The sequence below is a fragment of the Micromonospora sp. NPDC048930 genome, assembly GCF_043197935.1.
In the GTDB taxonomy this organism is placed as follows: Bacteria; Actinomycetota; Actinomycetes; order Mycobacteriales; family Micromonosporaceae; genus Micromonospora.
This window is the reverse complement of record NZ_JBICUB010000002.1, coordinates 23,750-49,511: the sequence shown is the minus strand read 5'-3', so window position 1 is coordinate 49,511 and position 25,762 is coordinate 23,750. Positions and strand designations below refer to the sequence as shown.

Annotated in this window: 28 protein-coding genes; 18 read left to right on the top strand and 10 right to left on the bottom strand. The window is 71.5% G+C overall.

What is annotated here, in order from left to right; all coding sequences use genetic code 11:
- Nucleotides 1-127: 127 nt before the first annotated feature.
- Nucleotides 128-640: an Lrp/AsnC family transcriptional regulator gene (locus ACGFI9_RS05600; RefSeq protein WP_393175345.1), complete on the bottom strand. Its 513-nt coding sequence runs from the start codon at nucleotides 638-640 to the stop codon at nucleotides 128-130.
- Nucleotides 641-849: 209 nt separating this feature from the next.
- Between ACGFI9_RS05600 and ACGFI9_RS05595 the strand changes: the two genes are divergently transcribed.
- The 10 genes from ACGFI9_RS05595 to ACGFI9_RS05550 all read left to right on the top strand — a co-directional run bounded on the left by ACGFI9_RS05595 (nucleotide 850) and on the right by ACGFI9_RS05550 (nucleotide 10,223).
- Nucleotides 850-2,034 (top strand): PotD/PotF family extracellular solute-binding protein, encoded by a 1,185-nt coding sequence (locus ACGFI9_RS05595; RefSeq protein ID WP_393175343.1) that lies wholly within the window; start codon nucleotides 850-852, stop codon nucleotides 2,032-2,034.
- Between the two features lie 5 nt (nucleotides 2,035-2,039).
- On the top strand, nucleotides 2,040-3,194 hold the full coding sequence (locus ACGFI9_RS05590) for an ABC transporter ATP-binding protein (protein ID WP_393175341.1): 1,155 nt from the start codon (nucleotides 2,040-2,042) through the stop codon (nucleotides 3,192-3,194).
- Nucleotides 3,191-4,102, top strand: coding sequence for an ABC transporter permease (locus ACGFI9_RS05585; protein WP_393175339.1), 912 nt, complete (start codon nucleotides 3,191-3,193; stop codon nucleotides 4,100-4,102). Before ACGFI9_RS05590 ends, ACGFI9_RS05585 begins: the two co-directional genes overlap by 4 nt.
- On the top strand, nucleotides 4,102-4,938 hold the full coding sequence (locus ACGFI9_RS05580) for an ABC transporter permease (protein WP_393175337.1): 837 nt from the start codon (nucleotides 4,102-4,104) through the stop codon (nucleotides 4,936-4,938). The genes ACGFI9_RS05585 and ACGFI9_RS05580 overlap by 1 nt, the downstream gene beginning before the upstream one ends.
- Nucleotides 4,935-6,356, top strand: coding sequence for an NAD(P)/FAD-dependent oxidoreductase (locus ACGFI9_RS05575; RefSeq protein ID WP_393175334.1), 1,422 nt, complete (start codon nucleotides 4,935-4,937; stop codon nucleotides 6,354-6,356). Before ACGFI9_RS05580 ends, ACGFI9_RS05575 begins: the two co-directional genes overlap by 4 nt.
- On the top strand, nucleotides 6,356-7,558 hold the full coding sequence (locus tag ACGFI9_RS05570) for a saccharopine dehydrogenase family protein (protein ID WP_393175332.1): 1,203 nt from the start codon (nucleotides 6,356-6,358) through the stop codon (nucleotides 7,556-7,558). The genes ACGFI9_RS05575 and ACGFI9_RS05570 overlap by 1 nt, the downstream gene beginning before the upstream one ends.
- Nucleotides 7,555-8,568 carry an agmatinase gene (speB, locus tag ACGFI9_RS05565; protein ID WP_393175330.1) on the top strand — a complete coding sequence of 338 codons (1,014 nt, stop codon included), beginning with the start codon at nucleotides 7,555-7,557 and terminating at the stop codon, nucleotides 8,566-8,568. Before ACGFI9_RS05570 ends, speB begins: the two co-directional genes overlap by 4 nt.
- Before the next feature lie 36 nt (nucleotides 8,569-8,604).
- Nucleotides 8,605-8,997 (top strand): type II toxin-antitoxin system RelE/ParE family toxin, encoded by a 393-nt coding sequence (locus ACGFI9_RS05560; protein WP_393175328.1) that lies wholly within the window; start codon nucleotides 8,605-8,607, stop codon nucleotides 8,995-8,997.
- Nucleotides 8,994-9,305: a helix-turn-helix domain-containing protein gene (locus ACGFI9_RS05555; protein ID WP_393175326.1), complete on the top strand. Its 312-nt coding sequence runs from the start codon at nucleotides 8,994-8,996 to the stop codon at nucleotides 9,303-9,305. Before ACGFI9_RS05560 ends, ACGFI9_RS05555 begins: the two co-directional genes overlap by 4 nt.
- A gap of 168 nt (nucleotides 9,306-9,473) precedes the next feature.
- Nucleotides 9,474-10,223, top strand: a complete 750-nt coding sequence (locus ACGFI9_RS05550) for a LamG-like jellyroll fold domain-containing protein (protein WP_393175324.1) — start codon at nucleotides 9,474-9,476, stop codon at nucleotides 10,221-10,223.
- A gap of 52 nt (nucleotides 10,224-10,275) precedes the next feature.
- Here the strand turns inward: ACGFI9_RS05550 and ACGFI9_RS05545 are convergent, their stop codons facing one another.
- The 3 genes from ACGFI9_RS05545 to ACGFI9_RS05535 are packed head-to-tail and all read right to left on the bottom strand — an operon-like array spanning nucleotide 10,276 to nucleotide 13,453.
- Nucleotides 10,276-10,623 (bottom strand): DUF779 domain-containing protein, encoded by a 348-nt coding sequence (locus ACGFI9_RS05545; RefSeq protein WP_393175322.1) that lies wholly within the window; start codon nucleotides 10,621-10,623, stop codon nucleotides 10,276-10,278.
- The gene (gene adh / locus ACGFI9_RS05540) at nucleotides 10,623-12,128 is read right to left on the bottom strand and encodes an aldehyde dehydrogenase (RefSeq protein WP_393175320.1); all 1,506 of its coding nucleotides are present in this window, start codon (nucleotides 12,126-12,128) and stop codon (nucleotides 10,623-10,625) included. The genes ACGFI9_RS05545 and adh overlap by 1 nt, the downstream gene beginning before the upstream one ends.
- Before the next feature lie 41 nt (nucleotides 12,129-12,169).
- Nucleotides 12,170-13,453 (bottom strand): GAF domain-containing protein, encoded by a 1,284-nt coding sequence (locus ACGFI9_RS05535; RefSeq protein WP_393175318.1) that lies wholly within the window; start codon nucleotides 13,451-13,453, stop codon nucleotides 12,170-12,172.
- Between the two features lie 134 nt (nucleotides 13,454-13,587).
- Here ACGFI9_RS05535 and ACGFI9_RS05530 point away from each other — a divergent pair, with 134 nt between their 5' ends.
- From ACGFI9_RS05530 to ACGFI9_RS05520, 3 genes are all read left to right on the top strand, one after another.
- Complete coding sequence (locus tag ACGFI9_RS05530; protein ID WP_393175316.1) at nucleotides 13,588-13,803, top strand: hypothetical protein; 216 nt, start codon at nucleotides 13,588-13,590, stop codon at nucleotides 13,801-13,803.
- Nucleotides 13,804-13,913: 110 nt separating this feature from the next.
- On the top strand, nucleotides 13,914-14,771 hold the full coding sequence (locus tag ACGFI9_RS05525; RefSeq protein WP_393175314.1) for a hypothetical protein: 858 nt from the start codon (nucleotides 13,914-13,916) through the stop codon (nucleotides 14,769-14,771).
- 168 nt (nucleotides 14,772-14,939) lie between these two features.
- The gene (locus ACGFI9_RS05520; protein WP_393175312.1) at nucleotides 14,940-15,626 is read left to right on the top strand and encodes a hypothetical protein; all 687 of its coding nucleotides are present in this window, start codon (nucleotides 14,940-14,942) and stop codon (nucleotides 15,624-15,626) included.
- Nucleotides 15,627-15,799: 173 nt separating this feature from the next.
- Here the strand turns inward: ACGFI9_RS05520 and ACGFI9_RS05515 are convergent, their stop codons facing one another.
- From ACGFI9_RS05515 to ACGFI9_RS05505, 3 genes are read right to left on the bottom strand one after another with little or no spacing between them, the layout of a single operon-like run.
- Nucleotides 15,800-16,789, bottom strand: coding sequence for an ABC transporter permease (locus ACGFI9_RS05515; protein ID WP_393175310.1), 990 nt, complete (start codon nucleotides 16,787-16,789; stop codon nucleotides 15,800-15,802).
- Nucleotides 16,786-17,676, bottom strand: a complete 891-nt coding sequence (locus tag ACGFI9_RS05510) for an ABC transporter ATP-binding protein (protein ID WP_393175308.1) — start codon at nucleotides 17,674-17,676, stop codon at nucleotides 16,786-16,788. Before ACGFI9_RS05510 ends, ACGFI9_RS05515 begins: the two co-directional genes overlap by 4 nt.
- Before the next feature lie 11 nt (nucleotides 17,677-17,687).
- The gene (locus tag ACGFI9_RS05505; RefSeq protein ID WP_393175306.1) at nucleotides 17,688-18,092 is read right to left on the bottom strand and encodes a GntR family transcriptional regulator; all 405 of its coding nucleotides are present in this window, start codon (nucleotides 18,090-18,092) and stop codon (nucleotides 17,688-17,690) included.
- A 110-nt stretch (nucleotides 18,093-18,202) separates the two neighbouring features.
- Here ACGFI9_RS05505 and ACGFI9_RS05500 point away from each other — a divergent pair, with 110 nt between their 5' ends.
- Complete coding sequence (locus ACGFI9_RS05500) at nucleotides 18,203-18,640, top strand: hypothetical protein (protein ID WP_393175304.1); 438 nt, start codon at nucleotides 18,203-18,205, stop codon at nucleotides 18,638-18,640.
- Between the two features lie 108 nt (nucleotides 18,641-18,748).
- On the opposite strand, the gene gabT is transcribed toward ACGFI9_RS05500, so the two are convergent.
- Together gabT and ACGFI9_RS05490 are read right to left on the bottom strand one after the other, a co-directional pair.
- The gene (gabT, locus tag ACGFI9_RS05495; protein ID WP_393175302.1) at nucleotides 18,749-20,020 is read right to left on the bottom strand and encodes a 4-aminobutyrate--2-oxoglutarate transaminase; all 1,272 of its coding nucleotides are present in this window, start codon (nucleotides 20,018-20,020) and stop codon (nucleotides 18,749-18,751) included.
- A gap of 3 nt (nucleotides 20,021-20,023) precedes the next feature.
- Nucleotides 20,024-21,460 (bottom strand): gamma-aminobutyraldehyde dehydrogenase, encoded by a 1,437-nt coding sequence (locus ACGFI9_RS05490; RefSeq protein ID WP_393175300.1) that lies wholly within the window; start codon nucleotides 21,458-21,460, stop codon nucleotides 20,024-20,026.
- A 141-nt stretch (nucleotides 21,461-21,601) separates the two neighbouring features.
- Here ACGFI9_RS05490 and ACGFI9_RS05485 point away from each other — a divergent pair, with 141 nt between their 5' ends.
- Together ACGFI9_RS05485 and ACGFI9_RS05480 are read left to right on the top strand one after the other, a co-directional pair.
- Nucleotides 21,602-23,041, top strand: a complete 1,440-nt coding sequence (locus ACGFI9_RS05485) for an aldehyde dehydrogenase family protein (RefSeq protein ID WP_393175298.1) — start codon at nucleotides 21,602-21,604, stop codon at nucleotides 23,039-23,041.
- A gap of 11 nt (nucleotides 23,042-23,052) precedes the next feature.
- A complete protein-coding gene (locus ACGFI9_RS05480) occupies nucleotides 23,053-23,667 on the top strand; it encodes a DUF2625 family protein (RefSeq protein WP_393175296.1) in 615 nt (204 codons plus the stop codon).
- Between the two features lie 6 nt (nucleotides 23,668-23,673).
- Here the strand turns inward: ACGFI9_RS05480 and ACGFI9_RS05475 are convergent, their stop codons facing one another.
- The gene (locus tag ACGFI9_RS05475; RefSeq protein ID WP_393175294.1) at nucleotides 23,674-24,906 is read right to left on the bottom strand and encodes an SUKH-3 domain-containing protein; all 1,233 of its coding nucleotides are present in this window, start codon (nucleotides 24,904-24,906) and stop codon (nucleotides 23,674-23,676) included.
- Between the two features lie 79 nt (nucleotides 24,907-24,985).
- On the opposite strand from ACGFI9_RS05475, the gene ACGFI9_RS05470 reads away from it, so the two are divergent.
- Both ACGFI9_RS05470 and ACGFI9_RS05465 read left to right on the top strand, forming a co-directional pair.
- Nucleotides 24,986-25,399 (top strand): YbaB/EbfC family nucleoid-associated protein, encoded by a 414-nt coding sequence (locus ACGFI9_RS05470; RefSeq protein WP_393175292.1) that lies wholly within the window; start codon nucleotides 24,986-24,988, stop codon nucleotides 25,397-25,399.
- A 5-nt stretch (nucleotides 25,400-25,404) separates the two neighbouring features.
- On the top strand, nucleotides 25,405-25,761 hold the full coding sequence (locus ACGFI9_RS05465) for a hypothetical protein (RefSeq protein ID WP_393175290.1): 357 nt from the start codon (nucleotides 25,405-25,407) through the stop codon (nucleotides 25,759-25,761).
- The last annotated feature ends 1 nt before the right edge of the window (nucleotide 25,762 follow it).

The window sequence follows — 25,762 nt, the reverse complement described above, 5'->3', positions numbered from 1 at the left end:
GGGGTGACACCGGCCGCTCTGCCCACGGTTATCGCACAACCAATGCTGATAACGCAAGTGGCGACGGCCTTCGGCAACGGATTCAGCGAGAGCTGTTAACCACTGCAACGGATTTCGTACCAGGGGGTCAGGCGGTGCCCCAGCTGTAGGTCTGCTTGCGCAGCTTGAGGTAGACGAACGCCTCGGTCGACAGCACGCCCGGTACCCCGCGCAGCTTCTGCAGGATCTCCAGCAGGTGCGCGTCGTTGCGGCAGACCACCTCGGCCAGCAGGTCGAACGAGCCGGCGGTGATCACCACGTAGTCGATCTCCTCGAACTCGGCCAGCCGGTCGGCGACGGTCTCCAGGTCCCCGTCGGTCTTCAGGCCGATCATGGCCTGGCGCGGGAAGCCGAGCTGGAGCGGATCGGTGACCGCGACGATCTGCATGACCCCGGCGTCGAGCAGCCGCTGCACCCGCTGCCGGACCGCCGCCTCGGAGAGGCCCACCGCCTTGCCGATGGTCGCGTACGGGCGCCGGCCGTCCTCTTGGAGCTGCTCGATGATCTGCTTTGCCACGTCATCGAGCAGAGCGTGACTGGCTCCTTCACGCACCGTGACACGGCGGGTGCCGTTCCCGTTCTCCAGTTGCCGGTTGGCCATCGTCCGCTCCCCATGTCCGATTCTCTGGCGCTGAGCGTAGTGCCCCGAGGCAGTCTGGCGTATTTCGTCGCCTGAAGCTATTCCGGCAACGGAATCCCTTGTAAGGGAGGTCACCTCATGTCAGGATCAGTCGTCCATCGCCACTGACCCTCCCGCCGGCGTGCCACCCCCGTCCCGCCGCCGACGATGACCCCCCTAGGAGTCGTCACATGCGTAGAACCTCTCGGCCGCTCACTCGGCGTGGTCTGCTCACCGGCACCCTCGGCTCGGCCGCCCTGCTCGCCACGGCGGGCACCCTGGCCGGCTGCGGCACCAAGGGCGCGCAGCAGACCGAGGCCGGCTGCAAGAGCGAGGATCTCTCCGCCACGGAGAAGAAGCTGGCCTTCTCGAACTGGCCGCAGTACATGGACGTCGACGAGAAGGACGAGTCCAAGCGCCCCACTCTGGACGCGTTCATCGCCAAGTCCGGCATCCAGGTGACCTACACCGAGGACGTCAACGACAACAACGAGTTCTTCGGCAAGGTGCAGAACCAGCTCGCCGGCTGTCAGCCCACCGGGCGCGACATCATGGTCCTCACCGACTGGATGGCGGCCCGGATGATCCGGCTCGGCTGGGTCCAGAAGCTGGACAAGGCCAAGCTGCCCAACGTCGAGGCGAACCTGCTGCCGTCGCTGCGCAACCGCTCCTTCGACCCCGACAGCCAGCTCGCCGTCCCGTGGCAGTCCGGCCTGGCCGGCATCGCCTACAACGGCAAGCACACCACGGAGATCCGCACCGTCGACGAGCTGCTCACCAAGCCCGAACTCAAGGGCAAGGTGACGGCGCTGTCGGAGATGCGCGACACCATGGGCCTGCTGCTCCAGTCCAACGGCCACGACCCGGCGAACTTCACCACGGCGCAGTTCGACGACGCGCTGGCCAAGCTCAAGCGGGCCGTCGACTCCGGACAGATCCGCAAGTTCACCGGTAACGAGTACTCCACCGAGCTGGCCAAGGGCGACATCGTCGCCTGTATCGCCTGGTCCGGCGACGTCATCCAGCTGGGCTTCGACGACGAAAAGATCAAGTTCGTGGTGCCCGAGTCCGGCGTGATGCTCTGGTCGGACAACATGCTGGTGCCCAACAAGGGCAGCCACAAGGCGAACGCCGAAGAGCTGATGAACTACTACTACGACCCGGCGGTGGCGGCGAAGCTCGCCGCGTACGTCAACTACATCTGCCCGGTCAAGGGCGCGCAGGCCGAGATGGAGAAGATCGACCCGGACCTGGCCAGCAACCCGCTCATCTTCCCGGATGAGGCCATGCTCTCGAAGTCCAAGGTCTTCATGGCCCTGGACGAGAAGCAGGAGAAGGACTACGAGACCAAGTTCCAGCAGGTCATCGGGGCGTGAAAACGATGGGACACGAGACACCGGCCGGCGATCTGCGGCTGGCCAACCTGACCAAGCGGTTCGGCGCGTTCACCGCAGTCGACGACCTCAGCCTCACCATCCCGCAGGGCTCGTTCTTCGCCCTGCTGGGGGCGTCCGGCTGCGGCAAGACCACCACCCTGCGGATGATCGCCGGGCTGGAGGAACCGACCAGCGGGCAGGTGCTGCTCGGTGACCGGGACATCGCCGGGCTGCGGCCGTACAAGCGGCCGGTGAACACCGTGTTCCAGAGTTACGCGCTCTTCCCGCACCTCGACATCCACGAGAACGTGGCCTTCGGGCTGCGCCGGCGCGGCATCCGCAAGGTGACCGACCAGGTCGAGCGGATGCTGGCGCTGGTGCAGCTCGAAGGCTACGGCCGGCGCAAGCCGGCCCAGCTCTCCGGCGGGCAGCAGCAGCGGGTCGCGCTGGCCCGCGCGCTGATCAACCACCCGCAGGTGCTGCTGCTGGACGAGCCGCTCGGCGCGCTCGACCTGAAGCTGCGCCGGCAGATGCAGATCGAGCTGAAGCGGATCCAGACCGAGGTCGGCATCACCTTCGTGCACGTCACCCACGACCAGGAGGAGGCCATGACCATGGCCGACACCGTCGCGGTGATGAACGCCGGCCGGATCGAGCAGCTCGGCGCCCCCGCCGACCTCTACGAGTACCCGGCCACCGCGTTCGTGGCCAACTTCCTCGGCCAGTCCAACCTGCTCGCCGGCGAGGCGGCCGGGCGCACCGGGGATGACCTCCTGGTCACCGCGCACGGCTCGCGCTACTCGGTGCCCGCCGGCCGGGCCCGCGTCGACCACGGGCCGGTCTTCCTCGGGGTACGCCCCGAGAAGCTGCACCTGGCCGCCGGCCCGGCCGGGGTGCCGGGCGGCTACCAGCACGTGGGCGGCGTGGTCACCGACGCGTCGTACGTCGGGGTGAGCACCCAGTACCTGGTGCGGACCGCCTGGGGCAGCGAACTGTCGGTGTTCGCCGCGAACAGCGGAGTCGGCGGGCGGCTGCCCGTCGGCACGCCGGTGACGGCGTACTGGGACCCCCGGCACGCCTTCGTCCTGCCGCGCGAGTCCGGCGAGGACGACCAGACCAGCCCGCTGCTGGACGAACCGCCGGTGGGTGTGGCGTCATGACCGCCCTGGCTCACGTACCGACCTCGTCGGGGGAGCCGGCAGCGTCGCCGGCGCCCCGGCGGGGGCGGCACAGGCTGCTGCCGTACCTGCTGCTGCTGCCGGGCGCGGCCTGGCTGCTGGTCTTCTTCGCCCTGCCGCTGTTCCAGCTCGCCGCGGCCAGCCTCTACGACCCGAGCGGATCGATTTCCACCGGCTACGCGATGACCTTCGCGTTCGGCAACTATCCGGAGGCGCTGCAGGCGTACTGGCCGCACTTCGTCCGGTCGTTCGCCTACTCGGGGATCGCGCTGGTGCTGGCCCTGCTGATGGGCTACCCGCTGGCGTACGCGATCGCGCAGAAGGCCGGTCGGTGGAAGAACCTGCTGCTGGTCGCCGTGGTCGCGCCACAGTTCACCAGCTTCCTGGTCCGCACGCTGGCCTGGAAGACCATCCTGTCGGACAACGGCTGGCTGGTCGGGCTGCTGCGCGACGTGCACCTCCTCGGGCCGGACGGCCGGCTGCTGGCCACCCCGTTCGCGGTGGTGCTCGGCCTGACGTACAACTTCCTGCCCTTCCTGGTGCTGCCGCTGTACGCGAGCCTGGAGCGGCTCGACTCCCGGCTGCTGGAGGCGGCGAGCGACCTGTACGCGAGCCCGCTGCGCGCCTTCCAGAAGGTCACCCTGCCGCTGTCGATGCCGGGCCTGATCGCCGGCACGCTGCTCTTCTTCATCCCGGCCACCGGCGACTACATCAACGCCGAGCTGCTCGGCACTCCGAACGAGTACATGATCGGCAACGTCATCGACTCGGCGTTCCTGGTCCGGACGGACTACCCGCAGGGTGCCGCCCTGTCGTTCCTGCTGATGGCGGCGATCCTCGCGATCGTCTTCGTCTACCTGCGCAAGGCCGGCACCGAGGAGGTGTTGTGATGCGACGTTGGATCGCCGACCGGTGGGTGCTGGGCGTGGCTCTGCTCGTCCTCGGTTACCTCTCGCTGCCGATCGTCGTGGTCGCTGGGCTCTCCTTCAACCGGCCCTCCAGCCGGCTGTCCTACGACTTCCACGAGTTCACCCTGGACAACTGGACCCAGCCCTGTGCCACCGCCGACATGTGCGATGCCGTGGTGCGGAGCATGGAGATCGGCCTGATCGCCACGGTGGTCTCCACCATCCTCGGCACGCTGATGGCGTTCGCCCTGGTCCGGCACGGCTTCAGGGGGCGGGCCGGGATCAACGGCCTGATCTTCCTGCCGATGGCCACTCCCGAGCTGGTGATGGGCACCTCGCTGCTCGCGCTCTTCGTCTCCGCCCAGGTGCCGCTGGGATTCTGGACGATCGTCATCGCCCACGTGATGTTCTGCGTCTCCTTCGTGGTGGTCACCGTGAAGGCCCGGCTGGCCGGGATGGACCGGCGGCTGGAGGAGGCCGCCATGGACCTGTACGCCAGCGAGTGGCAGACCTTCCGCCGCATCACCCTGCCGCTGGTGCTGCCGGGCATCGTGGCCGCCGCGCTGCTGGCCTTCTCGCTCAGTTTCGACGACTTCATCATCACGAACTTCAACTCGGGCACCACCGTCACCTTCCCGATGTACGTCTGGGGTGCCGCCCAGCGGGGCATCCCGCCGCAGGTCAACGTGATCGGCACGGCGATGTTCGCGATCGCGCTGCTGGCGGTCGGGATCAGCATGCTGCGGGGGCGCCAGGCCCGGCGCGCGGCCCTGGTGGCCCCGGTCGCGGCCGTCGGCGCGCCGAAGAACGCGTCATGAAACTCCCGCATACCGGCCGGGCGCTGGCCGACGCCGCGCCCGTCCCGTACTGGCTCGACCGACCGGAACGCCCCGACCCGCTGCCGCCGCTGGCCGGCCCGCACCGCGCCGACCTGCTGGTGGTCGGCGGCGGGTACTCCGGGCTCTGGACCGCCCTGCTGGCCAAGGAGGCCGACCCCGGCCGGGACGTGCTGCTGGTCGAGGCGGGCACCTGCGGCTGGGCGGCCTCCGGGCGTAACGGCGGGTTCTGCGCCGCCTCGCTCACCCACGGCCTGGCCAACGGGGTCGACCGGTTCCCCGGCGAGATCGACGAGCTGGAACGGCTCGGCCGGGAGAACCTGGACGCCATCGCCGGCACGGTCGCGAAGCACGGCATCGACTGCGACTTCGAGCGCACCGGCGAGCTGGCGGTGGCCGTCGAGCCGTACCAGCTCGCCGGATTGGCCGAGGACGCCGAGCTGGCCCGCCGGTACGGCCACGACGTGCGCCTGCTCGACCGGGACGAGGTGCGCGCCGAGGTGGACTCGCCCACCTACCTGGGCGGGATGTGGGACCGGGACCGGGTCGCCATGCTGGACCCGGCGAAGCTGGCCTGGGGACTCCGCCGCGCTGCGCTCGACCTCGGCGTACGGATCCACGAGCACACCCGGGTCACCGGCCTGCGTCGCGACGGCGGGGCGCTGCGCGCGACGACGGCCGGTGGACCCGACGCCGCGCCCGGGGCGGTCCGGGCCGGGCAGGTGGTGCTGGCCACCAACGCGTTCCCGCCGCTGCTGCGCCGGCTGCGCGCCTGGCTGGTGCCGGTCTACGACTACGCCCTGATGACCGAGCCGCTCTCCCCGGCGCAGCGGGCGGCGGTCGGCTGGGCGAACCGGCAGGGGCTGGCCGACACCGGCAACCAGTTCCACTACTACCGGATCACCACCGACGGCCGGATCCTCTTCGGCGGGTACGACGCGGTCTACCACTACGGCAACCGGATGGCCCCTTCGCTGGAGCAGCGCGGGGCCACCTTCGGCGCCCTCGCCGACCACTTCTTCACCACGTTTCCGCAGCTCTCCGACATCAGGTTCAGCCACCGCTGGGGCGGCGTCATCGACACCTGCACCCGGTTCTGCCCGTTCTTCGGCACCGCCTACGAGGGGCGGCTGGCGTACGCGGCCGGGTTCACCGGGCTCGGCGTCGGGGCGACCCGGTTCGGCGCGCAGGTCATGCTCGACCTGCTCGGCGGCGCGGAGACCCCGCTGACCCGGCTCGACCTGGTCCGCAGCAAGCCGCTGCCGTTCCCGCCGGAGCCGTTCCGGGCCGCCGGTATCAACCTCACCCGCTGGTCGCTCGCCCGTGCCGACGCGCGCGAGGGGCGGCGCAACCTGTGGCTCCGTACTCTCGATCGTCTTGGACTGGGGTTCGATTCCTGATGCGCATCCTGCTCGTCGGCGCCGGTGGCGTCGGCTCCGCCGCCGTCGCCATCGCCGCCCGCCGTTCCTTCTTCGACACGATGGTGGTGGCCGACTACGAGCTCGCCCGCGCCGGACGGGCGGTCGCCGGCCACGGTGACCGCTTCGTCGCCGCCCAACTCGACGCCTCCTCGGCCGAGGCGGTCACCGCGCTCTGCCGCGCGCACCGGATCACCCACGTGCTCAACGCGGTCGACCCGCGCTTCGTCATGCCGATCTTCGACGGGGCGTTCGCCGCCGGGGCCGACTACCTGGACATGGCGATGTCCCTGTCCCGCCCGCACCCGACCGCGCCGTACGCGGAGACCGGGATCAAGCTCGGCGACGAGCAGTTCGCCGCGGCCGACCGGTGGGCCGAGGCCGGCCGGCTGGCGCTCTGCGGCATCGGCGTCGAGCCCGGCCTCTCCGACGTCTTCGCCCGCTACGCCGCCGACGAACTCTTCACCGAGATCGACGAGATCGGGGTACGCGACGGCGCGAACCTCACCGTCGACGGCTACGACTTCGCCCCGTCGTTCTCCATCTGGACCACCATCGAGGAGTGCCTGAACCCGCCGGTGATCTGGGAGGCCGGCCGGGGCTGGTACACCACCGCGCCGTTCTCCGAACCCGAGGTCTTCGAGTTTCCGGACGGGATCGGCCCGGTGGAGTGTGTGAACGTGGAGCACGAGGAGGTGCTGCTCATCCCGCGCTGGGTCAAGGCGAAGCGGGTCACCTTCAAGTACGGCCTCGGCGAGGAGTTCATCGAGGTGCTGAAGACCCTGCACAAGCTCGGCCTGGACTCGACCTCACCGGTGCGCGTGGGCGGCGCCTCGGTTTCGCCCCGCGATATCGTCGCCGCCAGCCTGCCGGATCCCGCCACCCTCGGTGACCGGATGCGCGGCAAGACCTGCGCCGGGACGTACGTGACCGGCACCGGTCCGGACGGCCGGCCCCGGAAGGTGTACCTCTACCACGTGGTCGACAACGAGTGGTCGATGCGGGAGTACGGCCACCAGGCGGTGGTCTGGCAGACCGCGGTCAACCCGGTCGTCGCGCTGGAGCTGCTCGCCACCGGCGCCTGGTCGGGGGTCGGCGTGCTCGGCCCGGAGGCGCTGCCCCCGGTACCCTTCCTCGACCTGCTGACCGGCTACGGCTCGCCGTGGGGAATGGAGGAGCGGTGACCCGCTACGGCCCGATGTTCGGCCCCGACGTCACGTTCCTCGGGGTGCCGCCGTGCACCCTGGAGGAGCCCGTCACGTACGCCGACGCCGACGTGGTGATCGTCGGCGCGCCCTTCGACGGCGGCACCTCGCACCGGCCGGGCACCCGGTTCGGCCCGTCCGCCATCCGGCAGGCCTGCTACCTGCCCCACGACGGCTCCCGCCCGTCCCTGGCCCTGCGGGTGGACGGCCTGCAGGACCTGCGCGTCTACGACGCCGGCGACGTCGAGATGTTCTCCGGCGACATCGAGCGCTCACTGTCCGCCCTGGAAACCGCGGTCCACGCGGTCGCCTCGGCCGGGGCGATCCCGATCGTGCTCGGTGGCGACCACTCCATCGCCCTGCCGGACGCCACCGGGGTGGCCCGGCAGCACGGCTTCGGCCGGGTGTCGCTGGTGCACTTCGACGCGCACGCCGACACCGGGGACATCGAGTTCGGTTCCCTGCACGGGCACGGCCAGCCGATGCGCCGGCTCATCGAGTCCGGCGCGGTACGCGGCGACCGCTTCCTCCAGATCGGCCTGCGCGGCTACTGGCCCGGCCCGGAGACCCTGTCCTGGATGGCCGAGCAGCGGATGCGCTCGTACGAGATGACCGAGATCGTGGCTCGCGGGCTGGATTCCTGCCTCTCCGAGGCGTTCGGGATCGCCACGGACGAGTGCGAGGGGGTCTTCCTCTCCGTGGACGTCGACGTGGTCGACCCCGGCATGGCCCCCGGCACCGGCACCCCGGAGCCGGGTGGGCTGACCTCACGGCAGCTCCTGGACGCGGTCCGGCGCTGCTGCTACGAGCTGCCCGTGGTCGGGGTGGACGTGGTCGAGGTCGCGCCGCCGTACGACCACGCCGACATCACCGCGTACCTGGGCAACCGGGTGGTGCTGGAGGCGCTGTCCGCCATCGCCCGCCGCCGCCGCGACGCCGCCGGCGGCCCACCCTGGAACCCCCGCCAACCCCTCCTCGACGCCCGCTGACCCCCACCCAGGTTTAGTCCGAGCTATAGTTGATGCATGGGTGCTGCCGGGGGGCGTTGGTCGATCCGGGTCACCGGCGAGGTTCGCCACTGGTTGAGGGAGCTGCGGCGCAGCGACCCCGCCTCGTACGAGAGTGTGCGGGTGGCCGTCGACAAACTGGCCGAGGCCGGCCCCGGGCTGGGGCGGCCCCTCGTGGACACGCTCCGCGGCAGCAGCATCCGCAACCTGAAGGAACTTCGGCCTCGCTCGGGTCGAGACGTCGCGATTCGCGTGCTGTTCGTCTTCGACCCCTGGTCGCAGGCTGTGCTCCTCGTCGCCGGGAACAAGGCGGGAAGCTGGACCCGGTGGTATGAGCAGAACATCCCGACCGCGGAGGTTGCGTACAAGGCTTGGCTCGACAATGAGCGCGAGCGAAGGGGGGAGCCGTGACGGAGTTCTACGACTGGGACGAGGTTCGCGCCGAGTTGGGCGGGGACGACGCCGCGTACGAGGACGAGCGGGCTCGCACCGAGGCGTGGGTGAGTGCCTTCCACCTCGCCGAGGAGCGCAAGCGTCTGGGGCTCACCCAGCGGCAGGTGGCCGACCTCATGGGCGTCACGCCCGGCCGGGTCAGTCAGATCGAGAACGGCGACCTCGACGTGAACGAGGTGGCCACCCTCAGCCGGTACGCGAACGCACTCGGTGCGAAGCTGCGCATCATCTTCGACTACGGCGATGACCTCCGGCAGATCGCCTGACTCCCGTCGACCTGAATCGCGTCAGTCTCGCGAAGAGCGTCGCACCGGGATGCCGTGCCTCGCGCAATCGTTAGCGGGCGGGACATTGACAGTGGTCGTGCCGAAAGTGATCATGTGGGGACGCTGCGGCCGTACGGGGGACCGCGGCACGATCTCCGGAGGACCTTCATGGGTCGAACCATGTCCGCCGTCGCCCTGGGCGTCGCCACTCTCGCCGCCGCCGTGCTTGTGGACACCGCGCCCGCGTACGCCGCCACCGAGCAGTTGCGCCTCGACTTCGACGCCACGCCGACCGGGCAGGTCGAGCCGGGGCCCTGGACGTCGGGGTGCTTCGCCGACGTGGCCACCCCGGGCGACTCGGGCTGCATCGCGGTCAGCGACCCGGGCAGCATCTCCCGGGCGACCCGGCCCAACGGCACGGGCAGCAGCCCGGCGCTCGCCTTCCCCGCCTCGGGCAGCGCGGTGATCCAGGTGCCGGACGCGCCCAACCTGAACCCGGGCAGTCTGGACTTCACGATCAGCGCCATGGTCAAGCTGAGCAGCGGGCAGGTCACCGCCGGGGCGAACCTGGTGCAGAAGGGCTTCTACTCGGAGAACAGCAGCCAGTGGAAGCTCCAGGTGGACAACGGCGTCCCGGCCTGCCGGATCGCCGGCTTCCGGAACGGCTCCTGGACCGGCATTCTGCTCTCGTCCAAGATCTCGATTGCCGACCAGGGCTGGACGTTCGTGCAGTGCAAGCGGCGCGGCACGGTGCTGAGCATCACGGTGGGCGCCAACCCGTCGGTGACCGCCCCGGAAGACGCCAGCATGGACATCAGCAACACCAGCAAGGTGACGGTCGGCGCGAAGGGTTCCGGCCTGACCAACAACGACCAGTTCCGCGGTGAGCTGGACAACGCGGTGTTCAGCGTCGGCTAGCCGGACGGTTGCCGGTGGTCGGGCCGACCGGCCCGCCCACCGGCAACGCCGTTCAGTCGGCCAACCGGGACCGGATGAGGAAGCGGACGCCCTCGGGGGCCTCCAGGGAGAAGCCGCTGCCCCGTCCCGGCACCACGTCGACCGTGAGCCGGGTGTGTTTCCACAGCTCCCACTGCGATCTCGACATCCAGAACTCCACCGGTTCCGGCACGCCGTCCACGGAGAGCGCGGCCAGCCGGACGTCCGACCCGCCGGTACGGAACTCGCCGGCCGGGTAGCACATCGGGGCGCTGCCGTCGCAGCAGCCACCGGACTGGTGGAACATGATCGGGCCGTGCTGCCCCCGCAGCGACCGGATCAGGTCGGCCGCTGCGGGGGTCAGCGTGACGGGGTCACTCATCAGAAGAAGCCCAGCTTCTTCGGGGAGTAGCTGACCAGCAGGTTCTTGGTCTGCTGGTAGTGCTCCAGCATCATCTTGTGGTTCTCCCGGCCGATGCCGGACTGCTTGTACCCGCCGAAGGCGGCGTGGGCCGGGTAGGCGTGATAGCAGTTCGTCCACACCCGACCGGCCTGGATCGCCCGCCCGGCCCGGTACGCGGTGTTGATGTCCCGGGTCCAGACGCCCGCGCCGAGGCCGTACAGGGTGTCGTTGGCGATCTTCACGGCGTCGTCCAGGTCGGCGAAGGAGGTCACCGACACCACCGGGCCGAAGATCTCCTCCTGGAAGATCCGCATCGAGTTGTCGCCCTCGAAGATTGTCGGCTGCACGTAGTACCCGGCGGAGAGCTCGCCACCCAGATCGGCCCGCTCGCCACCGGTGAGCACCTTCGCGCCTTCCTGGCGACCGATGTCCAGGTAGGACAGGATCTTTTCGAGCTGGTCGTTCGACGCCTGCGCGCCGATCATCGTCTCGGTGTCGAGGGGATGGCCCTGGCGCACCTGGCGGGTCCGCTCGACCGCCGCGGCGAGGAAGTCCGAGTAGTGGCCCTGCTGGATCAGCGCCCGGGACGGGCAGGTGCAGACCTCGCCCTGGTTGAGGGCGAACATGGTGAAGCCTTCCAGGGCCTTGTCCCGGAAGTCATCGGAAGCGGCGCTGACGTCGTCGAAGAAGATGTTCGGGCTCTTGCCGCCGAGTTCCAGCGTCACGGGTTTGATGTTCTCGCTGGCGTACTGCATGATCAGCCGCCCGGTGGTGGTCTCGCCGGTGAACGCCACCTTCGCCACCCGGGGCGAGGACGCCAGGGGCTTGCCCGCCTCGACGCCGAAGCCGTTGACCACGTTCACCACCCCGGGCGGGAGCAGGTCGGCGACGAGCGAGAGCAGGTAGTGGATGGACGCCGGGGTCTGCTCGGCCGGCTTGAGCACCACCGCGTTGCCGGCGGCGAGCGCCGGGGCGAGCTTCCACACCGCCATGAGGATCGGGAAGTTCCACGGGATGATCTGCCCGACCACGCCGAGCGGCTCGTGGAAGTGGTAGGCCACGGTGTCGTCGTCGATCTCGCCGAGCGAGCCCTCCTGGGCCCGGATCGCCCCGGCGAAGTAGCGGAAGTGGTCGATCGCCAGGGGGATGTCGGCGGCCAGGGTCTCGCGTACCGGCTTGCCGTTCTCCCAGGTCTCGGCGACGGCCAGGGATTCCAGGTTCTCCTGCATCCGGTCGGCGATCCTGTTGAGGATCAGCGACCGCTCGGCGACCGAGGTGCGGCCCCACGCGTCGGCGGCGCCGTGCGCGGCGTCGAGGGCCTTCTCGACGTCCTCGGCGGTGCCCCGGGCCACCTCGCAGAAGGTCTGCCCGGTCACCGGGGTGGGGTTCTCGAAGTACCGGCCGCCGTGCGGCTTCACGTACTCGCCGCCGATGAAGTGGTCGTAGCGGGACTGCCAGTGGGTGGGGGCGTCGTAGCGCGCCATGGGTACCTCCGCCGTCCGTTGGTGGTGGATGGCGGGGGACGTTAGTTTCCGCGACGTTGCAGCAACGTTGCGCGCGGCAGGTCGTACTCCTGCGCGAGCTGGTGGGCGCGCGCGACGGCGAGGGGCCGGCGGGGCGCGCCCGGCGGCAACGCCCGGGCCAGGGCCTGCCAGGCGGTGAGGTCGTCGGCGCCGGCGGGCGTCGCGGTCCAGGCCGCGAGCAGCGCCGGGTCCGCGGTGGCCAGCACGGCCGCGCGCAGCTGCCCGTCCACGAGGCGGCGCAGTCGGGTCACTCCCGGAGCGTCCGACCCGGGCAGCAACGGCCCCGGGTACGCCTGGAGCGCCCCCGCCGGGTCGCCGCGTTCCAGCAGCTCGGTGACGGTACGGAAGTCGGCGCGCACGGCCGCCCGCAGCCGGTACGGGCGGGAGTCGAGCAGCTCCTCGCCGAGCGCCCGGCGCATCCGGGACAGTTCGGCGCGCAGCGTGACCGGGTGCAGCCGGTCGTCGCCGTAGAGGTCGATGCCGAGCTGCTCGCCGGTGCGGCCTTCCGGGTGGTCGAGCAGCAGCACCAGCAGCTCGCTGTGCCGGCGGCCGAGCCGGATCCGCCGCCCGCCGAACCGCAGCTCCGCCTCGTCCCGACCGAGCGCGGCGACGTGCAGCACGTCCGGGTCGGCGGGTGCGGCGCCGGCGAGGAACGCCTCGGCGGCCCGGGCGGTGGCCCGGACCAGGGCGAGGCTCTGCGGGGTGGCCAGGTGGTCGCCGCCGGTGATGTCGACGGCGCCGAGCAGCCGGCCGGTGATCGGGTCATGGATCGGGGCGGCGGCGCAGGTCCAGCGCTGCACCGGCCGGACGAAGTGTTCGGTGGCGAAGATCTGCACACTGTGATCGACCGCGAGGGCGGTGCCGGGGGCGTTGGTGCCGGCGTGCGTCTCGTCCCACCGGGCGCCGGGCACGAAGTTCATCCGCTCGGCGTGCCGGAGCACCCCGGGATGGCCTTCCACCCAGAGCAGCCGCCCGTACGCGTCGCAGACCGCCATCAGGTGCGCGCCGTCCTGGGCGATCCCGCCGAGCAGGTCGCGGAAGAGGGGCAGCACCCGCGCGAGGGGGTGGGCGGCGCGGTAGCTCTCCAGGGCGTCGTCGGCTAGGTCGACCGGGGCGGTGGTCTCCGGGTCGAGCAGCGCGGACCGTTCCCAGGACCGGCGGACCACGTCCCGGACCCGGTCGGACGTGGTGCCGGCGGTGAGGAACGCTTCGTGGGCGGCACCGACCTGCGCGATCCGCTCCGCCGGATCGGCGCCGAATTCCAGGGCGAGCCACGGGTCAGCCATCGGCGACCTCCTCGCGACCATGGTGACCCAGCTCACCGCTGATCGCCAATACCGGTTGCCCGGGGATGGATCCCTGCCCATCCTGTTGGTCGGCTCGCAGGGCGCGCGCCGGTGGCACGGGAAGGGCGGTCGTGATGGTCGGGACGCGGGAACGGATGTTGGTGCAGCTCCAGCTGGTCAGCGGTCACCGCCACCTGGTCGCCTGGGTGCCCGACGACCGGCGGGTACGCGTCGGCGTGGAGCTGTCCCTCCGCGACCATGCGGAGCCGGACCGGTTCTGGCGGGTGCTCGCCAAGGGTGAGCCGCGGCCGGCCGGTGCGATCAAGCGCGGTTGGCACAACGACATCTGAGTTCTCCCCAAGATGGGCCCGGCGATGCGCCGGGCCCATCTTGTCATTGACAAGTTGGCGCTGCCCGGTCAAACTTGACATCGACAAGATGACGGTGTTGGGAGGCGGCCGTGGAACTGACGATGGTCCGGAAGATGTGGCAGCTCATCGAGCCCGTGCACGCGCTGGTCTACTACGCGCCCGAGCTCACCGAGGAGGCCGCCGCGCTCGGCCTGCCGACCGACGAACGGTGGCCCGGCTACTTCGCCCTCCGGTCGGCACCGCTCGGCGCGGCCGGACCCGCGTTGGTCGCCGCCACCTACTACAGCTTCAGCCCCCGCATGGTCGCCGAGTACGTGCCGGCGATCTGGGCCACCGCCGAGCCGGCGAAGGTCCTCGCCGCCCGACTGTCCGGGGTGGACCGGGCGCTGCGCCGGCTGCTCGGCGACCGGGTGGACTCGCCCGGGCTCGCCGAGGCGGCCGTGCTGGCCCGGCGTGCCGTCCACGCCGCCGACCTGGCCGCCCGTCCGCTGGCCGCGGCCAACGCCGACCTGCCCTGGCCGGACGCGCCGCACCTCGCGCTCTGGCAGGCCGCCACCATCCTGCGGGAGCACCGCGGCGACGGGCACGTGGCCGCGCTGCTCACCGCCGGGCTCGACCCGACCGAGGCGCTGGTGTCATTCGCCGCCGTCGGCGCCGCGCCGGTGGAGGTCTTCGCCAGCCGGCGCTGGACCGGACAGGAGTGGGCCGCCGCCCGGGACCGGCTCGCCGCCCGGGGTCTGGTCGACGCCGACGGCGTCGCCACCGACGCCGGCCGCCGGCTCCGCGACGAGGTCGAGCGGCGTACGGATGAACTGGCCGCCGCGCCGTGGCGGGCGCTCGGTCCCGCCGTCGGCCGGTTCGCCCAGCTCGTCGCCCCGGTGACCAAGGCGGTGGTGGCCACCGGAATGCTGCCCGAGCGCAGCACGCTTGGCATCCGGCGCGACTGACGGGTGGACCGGTCGGGGTGGGGCGGGCGCCACCACCCGGAGCGGTCCGTGGTGTCACGGGCGGTAGCGAAAAGCCCGGAATCCGCCACCCGGGCGGGGTGGCGGTGAACGATGCGGCGCTCCACGCCGTACCGGCGTACGTCAGACCGACGGACGACGGGAGTTGCGGTGAGGGTGCAGCGGAAGCACGTACTGGCGGGTGGTGTGGCGGTGGTCGCCGCGGCGGTGGTGGCGGTCGGCACCGGGTTCGGGTTCGCCGACACCACGCCGGCCCGGCAGAGCGTGTGTCAGGGTTCGGTCACGTTCTCGGCCGAGGGCGGGGCGCCGGCGGCGACCAGCGACCGGTTCCCGGTGGGCACCCGGTTGCGGGTGACCAACCTGGACAACGGCAAGGCGGCGACGGTGACGGTGACCGGGCCGTCGGGCAGTTGCGTGCTGCTCAACGCGGCGGCGATGGACGTGGTCCGGGAGCCGGGCAGGAACGTGATCCGGCGCAACGTGGTCGAGCGGCTCGACGGGCCGGCGGCCCAGCCCGCCCGGCCGGGCGCTGGCGAGGCCCGGCCGGGCAACGCTCAGCCGGGCGCCGCTGCTCAACCGGGCGCCGCGGCCGGCCGGACCGTGTGCGGCGGTCCGATCACGTTCTCGGGCGAGGCCGGCGCTCCGACGGCGACCAGCGGCCAGTTCCCGGCGGGGACCCGGTTGCGGGTGACCAACCTGGACAACGGCAAGGCGGTGACCGTGACAGTGACCGGCCCCTCGGGCAGTTGCCTCCTGCTCAACGCGGCCGCGATGGATCTCATCCGCGAGCCCGGCAAGAACGTGGTCCGCCGGAACGTGGTCGAACTGCTCGGTTGAGCCGCCGGCCGCGCTCCGCGCGCCGACACCGCCCGATACCGCCGGTTGCGCCGGGTCGGCGGGCGTCGCGCGGGCCACCGGGTCAGGTGGCGCGCCCCGCGCCCTGCCCCAGGTGGAACACCATGGAGGTCTCCTGGCTGCGATGACCGCCATGGTGTTCCACCTGGGGAGGTTCAGGCGATGCGGCGGACGCGGCGGAGAGCCAGGTAGAGCAGGAGCGCGGCGAGGGCGACGAAGATGCCGGTCTCGATGCCCTGGAACAACCAGAACCGGTCGGCCGGCTGGTAGAGCTCCCAGTTGTAGGCGCCGGGTCCGGCACCGATGTCGGCCCCGCAGCGGCGGCCATCCGGTGCCTGGCCGCCCGTCGGGCACATGATCCGGGTGTCGGCCGCCAACATCTTTCCGTCGGCGTTGCGCACGCCGCTGGCGAGGACCCAGTTGCCCCGGCCCTCCTGCAGCGGTTCGGCCCCCTCGATCGGGAAGGTGAGGGTGCGGGCGGGCTGGTAGTGCGGTCTGGCCAGGATCGCCACCGCCGCCCGGACCCCGATGAACGCGGCCAGGGTGACGCCCATGGCGGGCAGCATCCGGCGCCAGAGGGTGCCGGCGAAGATGCCGAGCGCCACCGCGAAGAGGGTGTAGCCGATCGGGGCGATGCCCTGCAGGTCGAAGACGATGAAGCCGAGGCGGCCCTCGTGCGCGGCCTGGGTCAGCGGACTGACCCACCAGGCCATGCCCAGTCCGTAGCCGATTGCCAGGGTCACCGTGACGGCGACGGCCAGGCCGAACTTCACCAGGGCCCACCGCGTCCGGCCGACGCCCTGCGTCCAGGCGAACCGGTGCGTGCCGTGCTCCACCTCCCGGGCGACCAGCGGGGCGCCCCAGAACAGACCGACGAGCACCGGCAGGACGACGAGCAGGACCGCCACCAGGTTCAAACTCTGGTACCGGTTGGTGAACTGCCGGAACGCCGAGTCGCAGTCGTTCGCGGTGACCGGGTCGAGCTGCGAACGCGCCAGCTGTCTGACGCAGTCCGGCAGCCCGAGCTCGGTGAAGCTGTGCCGCATCGACAGGCCGATCGGAATCATCAGGGCCGCGAGCGCGGCGAAAGCGAGGAGGGTGAAGAGCAACTGCTTGCGGTGTTGCCGCCAGGCCAGCCAGATCATGCCGGCACCTCCCAGGCCGCGTGGCTCGTGGTGGTCTCGCCCTCGGCGAGGTACGCCAGCACGAGGTCCTCCAGCGTCACCTCGTGCACCGTCCACTCCGGAGAGAGGACATCGCCGCCCGTACGGACCAGGAGCGTTGACTGCCGGGCGGTGTGGCTCGCCCGGACCACGGCCTCGACCCCCTCGATCGGTTCGCCGCCGTGCCGGGGCCCGACCAGCTGCCGGTGTGCGGCGACCAGGTCGTCGACCGCGCCCGCCAGGTGCACCCGGGCGGCCTGCAGCACGACCAGGTAGTCGCAGACCCGTTCCAGGTCGGCCAGCAGATGCGAGGAGAGCAGCACGGTCGTCTCGGAGTCGGCGACGCTGCCCATCAGCGACTGCAGGAACTCCCGGCGCGCCAGTGGATCAAGGCTGGCGACCGGTTCGTCGAGGAGCAGCAGCCGGGGCCGCTTCGCGAGCGCGAGCGCCAGCGCGACCTGCGCCCGCTGGCCGCCGGACAGCTTGCCGACGGGAAGCTTCGGCGGGATGCCGAGCTGGGCCAGCCGGTTGCGGGCGAGCGCCCCGTCCCAGCGCTTGTTCATCCGGCGGCCCAGCTCCACCAGCTCGGCCGCGGTGAAGTCCCGGTAGAGCGGGGTGTCCTGGGCGACGAAGCCGATCTCGGGCAGCACCGACGGGTTGGTGTACGGCGTTTCACCGAAGATCCGCACCGCGCCGGCGTCCGGCCGCAGCAGGCCGACCGCGAGGTGCAGCAGGGTGCTCTTGCCGGCACCGTTGGGGCCGACGAGGGCGGCGATCCGCCCAGCGGGCAGGCGCAGCGAGCAGTCCCGCAGCGCCCAGGTCCTTCCGTACCGTTTGCCGAGCTGCTCGGCCTCCAGCGCGATCTCCATCGGCTGTCCTCTCATCCTGCTGAGGCGGGTTCGGCGCGCGTCGTGCCGGCCCGCATGGTGGTCTCGACCAGGGCGGTGACGTCTTCCGGGGTGAGTCCTGCGGCGCGGGCGCGGTGCAGCCAGGCCACCAGCTCCTCGCGAAGCTCGGTCTGATCGGCCAGCGACGAGCCGGCGAGGGTCCGGCGGACGAAGGTGCCGACGCCGGGGCGTCCTTCGACCAGACCTTCGATCTCCAGCTCGCGGTACGCCTTGAGCACCGTGTTCGGGTTGATGGCCAGCGACTGCGCGACGTCGCGGACCTTCGGCAACTGGTCGCCAGGCGTCAGCAGCCCCACCCGCAGGGCCTGTTTGACCTGCTGGATCAGCTGCACATAGGTGTTCACCTTGGACCGGCCGTCCAGTACGAACTCGATCACGCGACGCCCTTCTATTGTCCTACGACAGTAGGACTATAGAACAGGACAGCCGTGAACGAAGCCCCTGTGGAGGATCGGACGTGTCGGAGGGAGGCCGTACCGTCTCGGCCGTGGGCATCCTGACCGACTACTTCGCGGCGAGTCCCGAGCAGGCGCTGGCCGCCACCGACACCGGACCCGGCGACGAGCTGGCCCCGCTCCGGTGCAAGTTCCTCGAGCCGACGGTGCTGGTCGGCAGGCTGTGGGCGGCGATCAGGCACGGCGACCTCGACCTGGCGGTGGAGGACTTGTCCACCGACGAGGCGCGGGTCGACGGCAACGACGACGAGGGCCCGTACCTGCTCCGGCTCAAGCCAGCGTTCGTCAGCGAGCTTGCGGCGCTTCAGGACGAGCGGATGGACGACGTCGCCGCGGCGTGGCGGACCGCCGAGGAGTGGATGGGTGAGCCGGACGCGAAGCTCGTCGCCGAGATCGTGGGGGAGCTGCGGCGGGTGGCCCGACGGGCGGTTGCCGACGGCGTCCACGCGTACTGCTGGATCTGCCTCTGATCAGGGCAGCGGGTGACGCGCCCTGGGGAGGGCCGGGGTGGAACACCATGGGTCGCTCCTGGGGGGAAAGGGACCCATGGTGTTCCACGTATACCGGCTGACCGTCGATCAGTCGAAGGCCGCGTCCAGGATGTCCAGGCCACGGGCCAGCTCGTCGTCCGAGATGACCAGCGGAGGCAGGAAGCGCAGCACGTTGCCGTACGTGCCGCAGGTGAGGGTGAGCAGACCGGCGGCGTGGCAGGCCGCCGAGATCGCCGCCGTGGCGGCCGGATCCGGGGTGAGGGTGCCCGGCTGCACGATCTCCACGGCGAGCATCGCGCCCCGGCCGCGTACCTCGGCGACGCGCGGGTCGCGGGCGGCGATCGCGCGCAGCCGGTCGACCATGACGGTGCCGATCCGCCGGGCGGCGGCGGCCAGGTCCAGCTCGTGCATGGTCTCGATGGCGGCCAGGGCCGCCGTGCAGGCGATCGGGTTGCCCCCGTACGTGCCGCCGAGCCCGCCGACGTGCACCGCGTCCATCAGCTCCGCCCGGCCGGTCACGGCGGCGAGGGGGAGGCCGCCGGCGATGCCCTTGGCCAGGGTGATCAGGTCCGGCTCGACGCCCTCGTGCTGACAGGCGAACCAGTCGCCGGTCCGGCAGAACCCGGTCTGGATCTCGTCGGCGACGAAGACCACCCCGCTGGCCGTCGCCCACTCGCGCAGCGCCGGCAGGAACCCCTCGGCCGGTACGACGAAACCGCCCTCGCCCTGGATCGGCTCGATCAGCAGCGCGGCCACGTTCTCGGCGCCGACCTGCTTCTCGATCATCTCGATCGCCCGGGCCGCCGCGGTCGCCCCGTCGAGCCCGCCGTCGCGCAGCGGGTAGGACATCGGCACCCGGTAGATCTCCCCGGCGAACGGCCCGAACCGGTGCTTGTACGGCATGTTCTTCGCGGTGAGCGCCATGGTCAGGTTGGTCCGACCGTGGTACGCGTGGTCGAAGACCACCACCGCCGGCCGCCCGGTGGCGTGCCGGGCGATCTTGACGGCGTTCTCCACCGCCTCGGCCCCCGAGTTGAACAGCGCCGAGCGCTTCTCGAAGTCGCCCGGGGTCAGCGCGTTGAGCTGCTCGCAGACCGCCACGTACGACTCGTACGGGGCGACCATGAAGCAGGTGTGGGTGAAGCGCTCGACCTGCGCCTTCACCGCCTCGACCACCCTGGGCGCGGAGTTGCCCACGTTGGCGACCGCGATGCCGGCGGCGAAGTCGATCCACTCCCGCCCGTCGACGTCGGTGATCGTGCCGCCACCCGCGCGGTCCACGTAGGAGGTGATGGTGCTGCCGACGCCCCGGGCGACGGCCGCCCCCCGGCGCTTGTGCAGCTCGTCGGACGATGCCATTGGTCAGCCCTCGATGTTGTGCATGACGTGCTTGATCCGGGTGTAGTCCTCCAGGCTGTAGACCGAGAGGTCCTTGCCGTGCCCGGAGTGCTTGAAGCCGCCGTGCGGCATCTCGGAGACGAACGGAATGTGGGTGTTCACCCAGACGCAGCCGAAGTCGAGGCGGCGGGTCATCCGCATCGCCCGCCCGTGGTCCTTCGTCCAGACCGAGGCCGACAGGCCGTAGTCCACGCCGTTGGCCCAGCGCACCGCCTCGTCCTCGTCGGAGAAGCGCTGCACGGTGATGACCGGCCCGAACACCTCGTCCTGGATGATCTCGTCCTGCTGGCGTACGCCGGAGACCACGGTCGGGGCGTAGAAGTAGCCGCGCTCGCCCACCTGTGAGCCCCCGGTCTCGACGTTCGCGTGGTCCGGCAGCCGGTCCACGAACCCGCGTACCCGGGTGAGCTGGTTGGCGTTGTTCAGCGGGCCGTAGAGCACGTCCTCGTCGTCCGGCGCGCCGGTCTTCGTGTTCCGGGCCTGCTCGGCGAGGGCCGCCACGAAGTCGTCGTAGATGCCGGGGCCGGCGAGGACCCGGGTGGCGGCGGTGCAGTCCTGGCCGGCGTTGAAGTAGCCGCCGACCGCGATCGCCTCAGCCGCCGCCGCGATGTCGGCGTCGTCGAAGATCACCACCGGGGCCTTGCCGCCCAGCTCCAGGTGGGTCCGCTTCAGGTCGGGCGCCGCCGCGGCGGCGACCTCCATGCCGGCCCGGGTCGAGCCGGTGATCGACACGAACTGCGGGGTCGGGTGGGCGACCAGGGCGCGGCCGGTGTCCCGGTCGCCGCAGACCACGTTGAACACGCCCGGCGGGAGGAACTCGGACGCGATCTCGGCCAGCAGCAGCGTCGACACCGGCGTGGTGTCCGACGGCTTGAGCACCACCGTGTTGCCGGCGGCGAGGGCCGGGGCGATCTTCCAGACCGCCATCATCAGCGGGTAGTTCCACGGCGTGACCTGGGCGCAGACGCCGATCGGCTCGCGCCGCACGTACGACGTGTGGCCGGCCATGTACTCGCCCGCCGAGCGCCCCTCCAGCAGGCGGGCCGCGCCGGCGAAGAAGCGGAACTGGTCCACCGCCGGCGGCAGCTCCTCGTCGGCGGTGAGCTGGCGGGGCTTGCCGGTGTTGCGTACCTCGGCGTCGACCAGTTCGGCCGCCCGGGCCTCCACCGCGTCGGCGAGCTTGAGCAGCGCCTTCTGCCGCTCGCCGGGGGTGGCGTCCCGCCAGCTCTCGAACGCCGTGGCGGCGGCCTTCATCGCCGCGTCCACGTCCGCCGCCCCGGAGACCGGCGCCTGGGCGAACACCTCGCCCGTACAGGGGTCGACCAGATCGGCGTAGCCGCCGTCCACCGGGTCGACGTACTCGCCGTTGACGAAGTTGCGCAGCTGCTGCTGATCGCTCATCAGAAGTCTCCGAGGGGTGGCCGGGGGTAGAGTCAGCGGAGGTTATCGCAATCTGACTGCCATCTTGGCTACTGAATTCGCGGCAGACAAGGGTTTGAGCAACTGTTTCCGCGCGAGCCGGGGTGGTCTACGCTGCCGAACGTGGAGCCGAGAGCCTTCTTCGTCGCCGGCCGCCCCGCCCACGGTGCGGACGAGCTGACCGTCACCCATCCGTACGACGGCCGGACGGTGGGGCGTACCACCCTCGCCACGCCCGACCAGGTCGAAGCCGCCGTCGCGGCAGCCGCCCGGGTGGCCGCGGAGGCCGCGGCCCTGCCCGCGCACGTCCGGGCCGCCGCCCTGGACCACGTCTCCCGCCGGCTCGCCGAACGGGCCGACGAGGTCGCGGCACTGATCACCGCCGAGAACGGCAAGCCGGTCAAGTGGGCGAAGGCCGAGGTGGGACGGGCCGTCTCCACCTTCCGGTGGGCGGCCGAGGAGGCCCGGCGCTTCTCCGGCGAGCTGCAACGCCTCGACACCGACCCGGCGGCCACCGGGCGCATCGCGCTGGTCCGGCGGGTGCCCCGCGGCCCCGTGCTGGGCATCGCGCCGTTCAACTTCCCGCTCAACCTCGTCGCGCACAAGGTCGCCCCGGCGATCGCCGTCGGCGCGCCCATCATCGTCAAGCCCGCGCCGGCCACCCCGCTGTCGGCGCTGCTGCTCGGCGAGATCCTGGCCGAGACCGGGCTACCCGAGGGGATGTTCTCGGTGCTGCCGCTGCCCAACGAGCGGGCCGCCGAACTGGTCGCCGACCCGCGGCTGCCGGTGGTGTCGTTCACCGGCTCCGGGCCGGTCGGCGCGGCCATCCGGCGGGCCGCCCCGGAGAAGCACGTGACCCTGGAACTGGGCGGCAACGCGGCGGCGGTGATCTGCGAGGACTGGGCGTCCGACGAGGACCTGACCTTCGCCGCGCACCGCATCGCCACCTTCTCCAACTACCAGGCCGGGCAGTCCTGCATCGCCGTGCAGCGGGTCTACGTGCACGAATGGATCTACGACGGGTTCCTGCCCCGACTGGTCGCCGCGGTGCAGGAACTGCGCACCGGGGACCCGACCTCGGAGCTGACCGACGTCGGGCCGCTGGTCTCCGTCGAAGCCGCGGAACGGGTCGAGGCGTGGGTGGACGAGGCGGTCGCCGCCGGGGCCACCATCGAGGTCGGTGGCCGCCGGGAGGGCGCCACCTACCCGCCGACCGTGCTGTCCGGCGTGCCGGCCTCCGCGAAGGTCTCCCGGGAGGAGGTCTTCGGGCCGGTGCTGGTGGTCGCCCCGGTCACCGACGACCAGGCCGCGTTCGCCGCGGTCAACGACTCCGCGTACGGGTTGCAGGCCGGCGTGTTCACCCACCGGCTGGATGTCGCGTTCGCCGCCGCCCGGACACTCGAGGTCGGCGGGGTGATCGTCGGCGACGTGCCGTCGTACCGGGCCGACCAGATGCCGTACGGCGGGGTGAAGGGGTCCGGCGTCGGGCGGGAAGGACTGCGCAGCGCGATGGAGGACTACACCGAGCCGCGGGTCATGGTGCTGACCGGGCTGGCGCTGTAGCGTCTCGGCGCGTGGAGCAGTCAGCGTGGGACGAGGTCGCCGCGGCCGTCGCCGCCGCGCCGTACCCGGTCGAGGTGCTGCCCGCCGAGCCGGCCCGGGCGTCGGCCTGCCTGGCCGCACTGGAGATCACCACGCGGTCCTGGCTCGGTGCGGTGGTGGCCAACACCGGCGGTCTGCTGGTCGACCACGGCTGGCTGCGCGTGCTCGGCAGCGGGCACGCCGGCCTGCCCGACGTGGCGACCGAGTCCGACCCCGGCCAGGGCTTGGTCGTCATCGGGTACGACGTGCTGGGCGGCCGGTTCGCCTGGGCGCAGGGCCAGCCCGGGGCGAGGCCGACCGTGCACTACTTCGGGCCCGACGACCTCGGCTGGCTCGACCTGGAGCAGGGGTACGCCGACTGGCTGTACGCCGTGCTCGCCGGGTCGCTCACCGACTTCTACGACACCCTCCGCTGGCCCGGCTGGCAGCCCGAGGTCGCCGCGCTCGCGCTCGATCAGGCGATCAGCGCCTGGCCGCCGCCGTTCAGCAAGGAGGGCAAGGACCTCTCCGTGGTGTCGCGGCAGGCCGTGCCGCTGGCCGAGGCGGTGTCGTTCTACCAGGACATGGCCCGGCAGCTCGGCTCCTGACGGCACTCACCAGGTGCCGTCGTCGCGTACCCGCGCGGGGGCCCGGCCCAGCAGCAGGGTGGTGAGGGCGGCGTCGATGTCCGGGCCGAGGAACCACTCGCCGGCCTGGTCGAGCGCGAAGATCCGGCCGTGCTCGTCAACCGCGATGATGCTGTCCCCCCGCTCGGTGCCCAGGGGGAAGAGCCGTACGCCGAGCACCCCGCCGAAGTCCGCGAGAGTGTCGGCGGTGTGCGCAATGTGGGGTGGACGGATGTTGAAGCGAGATATCCAGACCTGGGCTCCCGGGCCTTTGCGTCCGGTTATGAGCCCCGGGAACGCCGTGAGGGCCGACACGGCGGCCGGGAACACCGCATGCGAGTGTCTCCTGCTGGCCACGGCGGCCACCTCGCGGACGGCGGCGGCGGCCAGTACCTCGTTGCCGAAGTGAGGACGCCAGCCGGCAAGCACCAAGGCATCGGCGACGTGACGCGGAAAGCGCCCGGGCTCCGGATCGACCTGTGGCTCCGAGAGCCACTCCTCTGTGTACGCGAGGTCCGACCAGGGCAGCGCGTTGAAGTGCACCAGGAAGTTGATGCACGAGTCACAGGGGAGCTTCGCCGGCCCGCCGAACGCGTCGCCCGCCTCACGAATCCGAAAGAACTCGATCCGGCTGTTACGGAGCATTCCCTTGGCCTCTTGCAGAGTAAGCGGGGCTAGGCCGTCGGCAGCCCTCTGGTGGTCCCGTTCGTGCAGCACGTCGGAGACGACGATCATCTCGGCGTGCCGCTCGCCGCCGCGTACGAGGTGACCAGGAGACAGATCGTCCAGGTAGGACCGCACCAGCGGGTGATGGTGCAGCTCGACGTCGCCCTTGGCGCCGTGGGCCACGTGCATCCGGCCGTCAAGGGTGAGGTGCGCGGCGGCACCGGGCGTGGGGAGCCGGCTGAGCTCGCGGAGCAGTTGGCTGGCGGGGTCGACCGTGCGTGGTGCGCGCGGCCCGGGCGGCCGGCGCTGGCGGAAGAGCTGCACTACCGCGGGGAACGGCAGGCGCGGCCAGGTCGACACCTCGCCGGTCTCCTTGTCCACAACGGTCGTGGGCAGGTCACCGGGGTGGGCGCGGACGTCCGGAGACACGGTGGAGGTGATCAGGTAACCCAGGTCGAACTCCTCAACGAGCGGCGTGCACGGGAATCCCAAGCGCTCGGAATCCCGCTGTGCCCAGACGGCTCCGAGTTGTTCGGCCTGCTGTCGCTCGATCACAGCCTGAAACTACCGGACCCCACGGATTCGGTGGCGCCCGGTATGGTCTGCCCTACCGACGGTGACGGGGAGGGCGGCGGTGGCCGAGACTGCGGACCGGGACGCCAATCGCGCGCTGCGTGCGCGGTTCGACGAGGTGTACGGCCAGTACCAGCGACTTCGCTCCGGACTGGACGAACTCCAGCACAAGCTCGCGGAGCTGCGGGTGACGGAGCGCTCGGACGACGGGCAGGTCACCGCGGTGGTCGGGGCCCGGGGTGAGCTGATCAGCGTTGACGTCTCGGCTGCGGTCTTCCACGACCGGGACGCCAAGGCGCTGAGCCGGAAGATCACCACAACGGTCCTGCGGGCTTCCGCCGCCGCGGTGGCGGCCACCCGCGAGCTGGTGGCGAGCTACCTGCCGCCCGGCTCGCCGTCGGTGGAGTTCCTGCGTACGAACGACTTCGGGGCCCTGCTCGGCAGGGCGGACGCCGTGCTGTCCAGTGGAGAGTGACGGCGGTGGCCGACGGGCAGATCTGGCTCGACCCTGACCGTGCCCGCCGGGGCGGCGCCGACCTGAGCCTGGCGGGGGAAGCGGTCACCGCTTCCCGGCGCGAGGTCGGCGACGCGATCGCCGAGGCGAGTGCCCAGCGACCATGGGGCCGCGACGACATCGGCGTCGCCTTCGAGAAGCAGTACCGCGGCTACGAGGAGACGCTGCTGAAGGCATGGGAGGTCCTGGGCCGTTCCCTGCAACGGCTGGGCGCCGACGTGGTCCGCTCGGTGGTGGCCACCGTCGAGACCGACCAGAGCAACGCCCAGCAGCTCGGCGAGATCCCGCACCAGCACCGCAACCCGCATCGGCACTGGCGCTGAC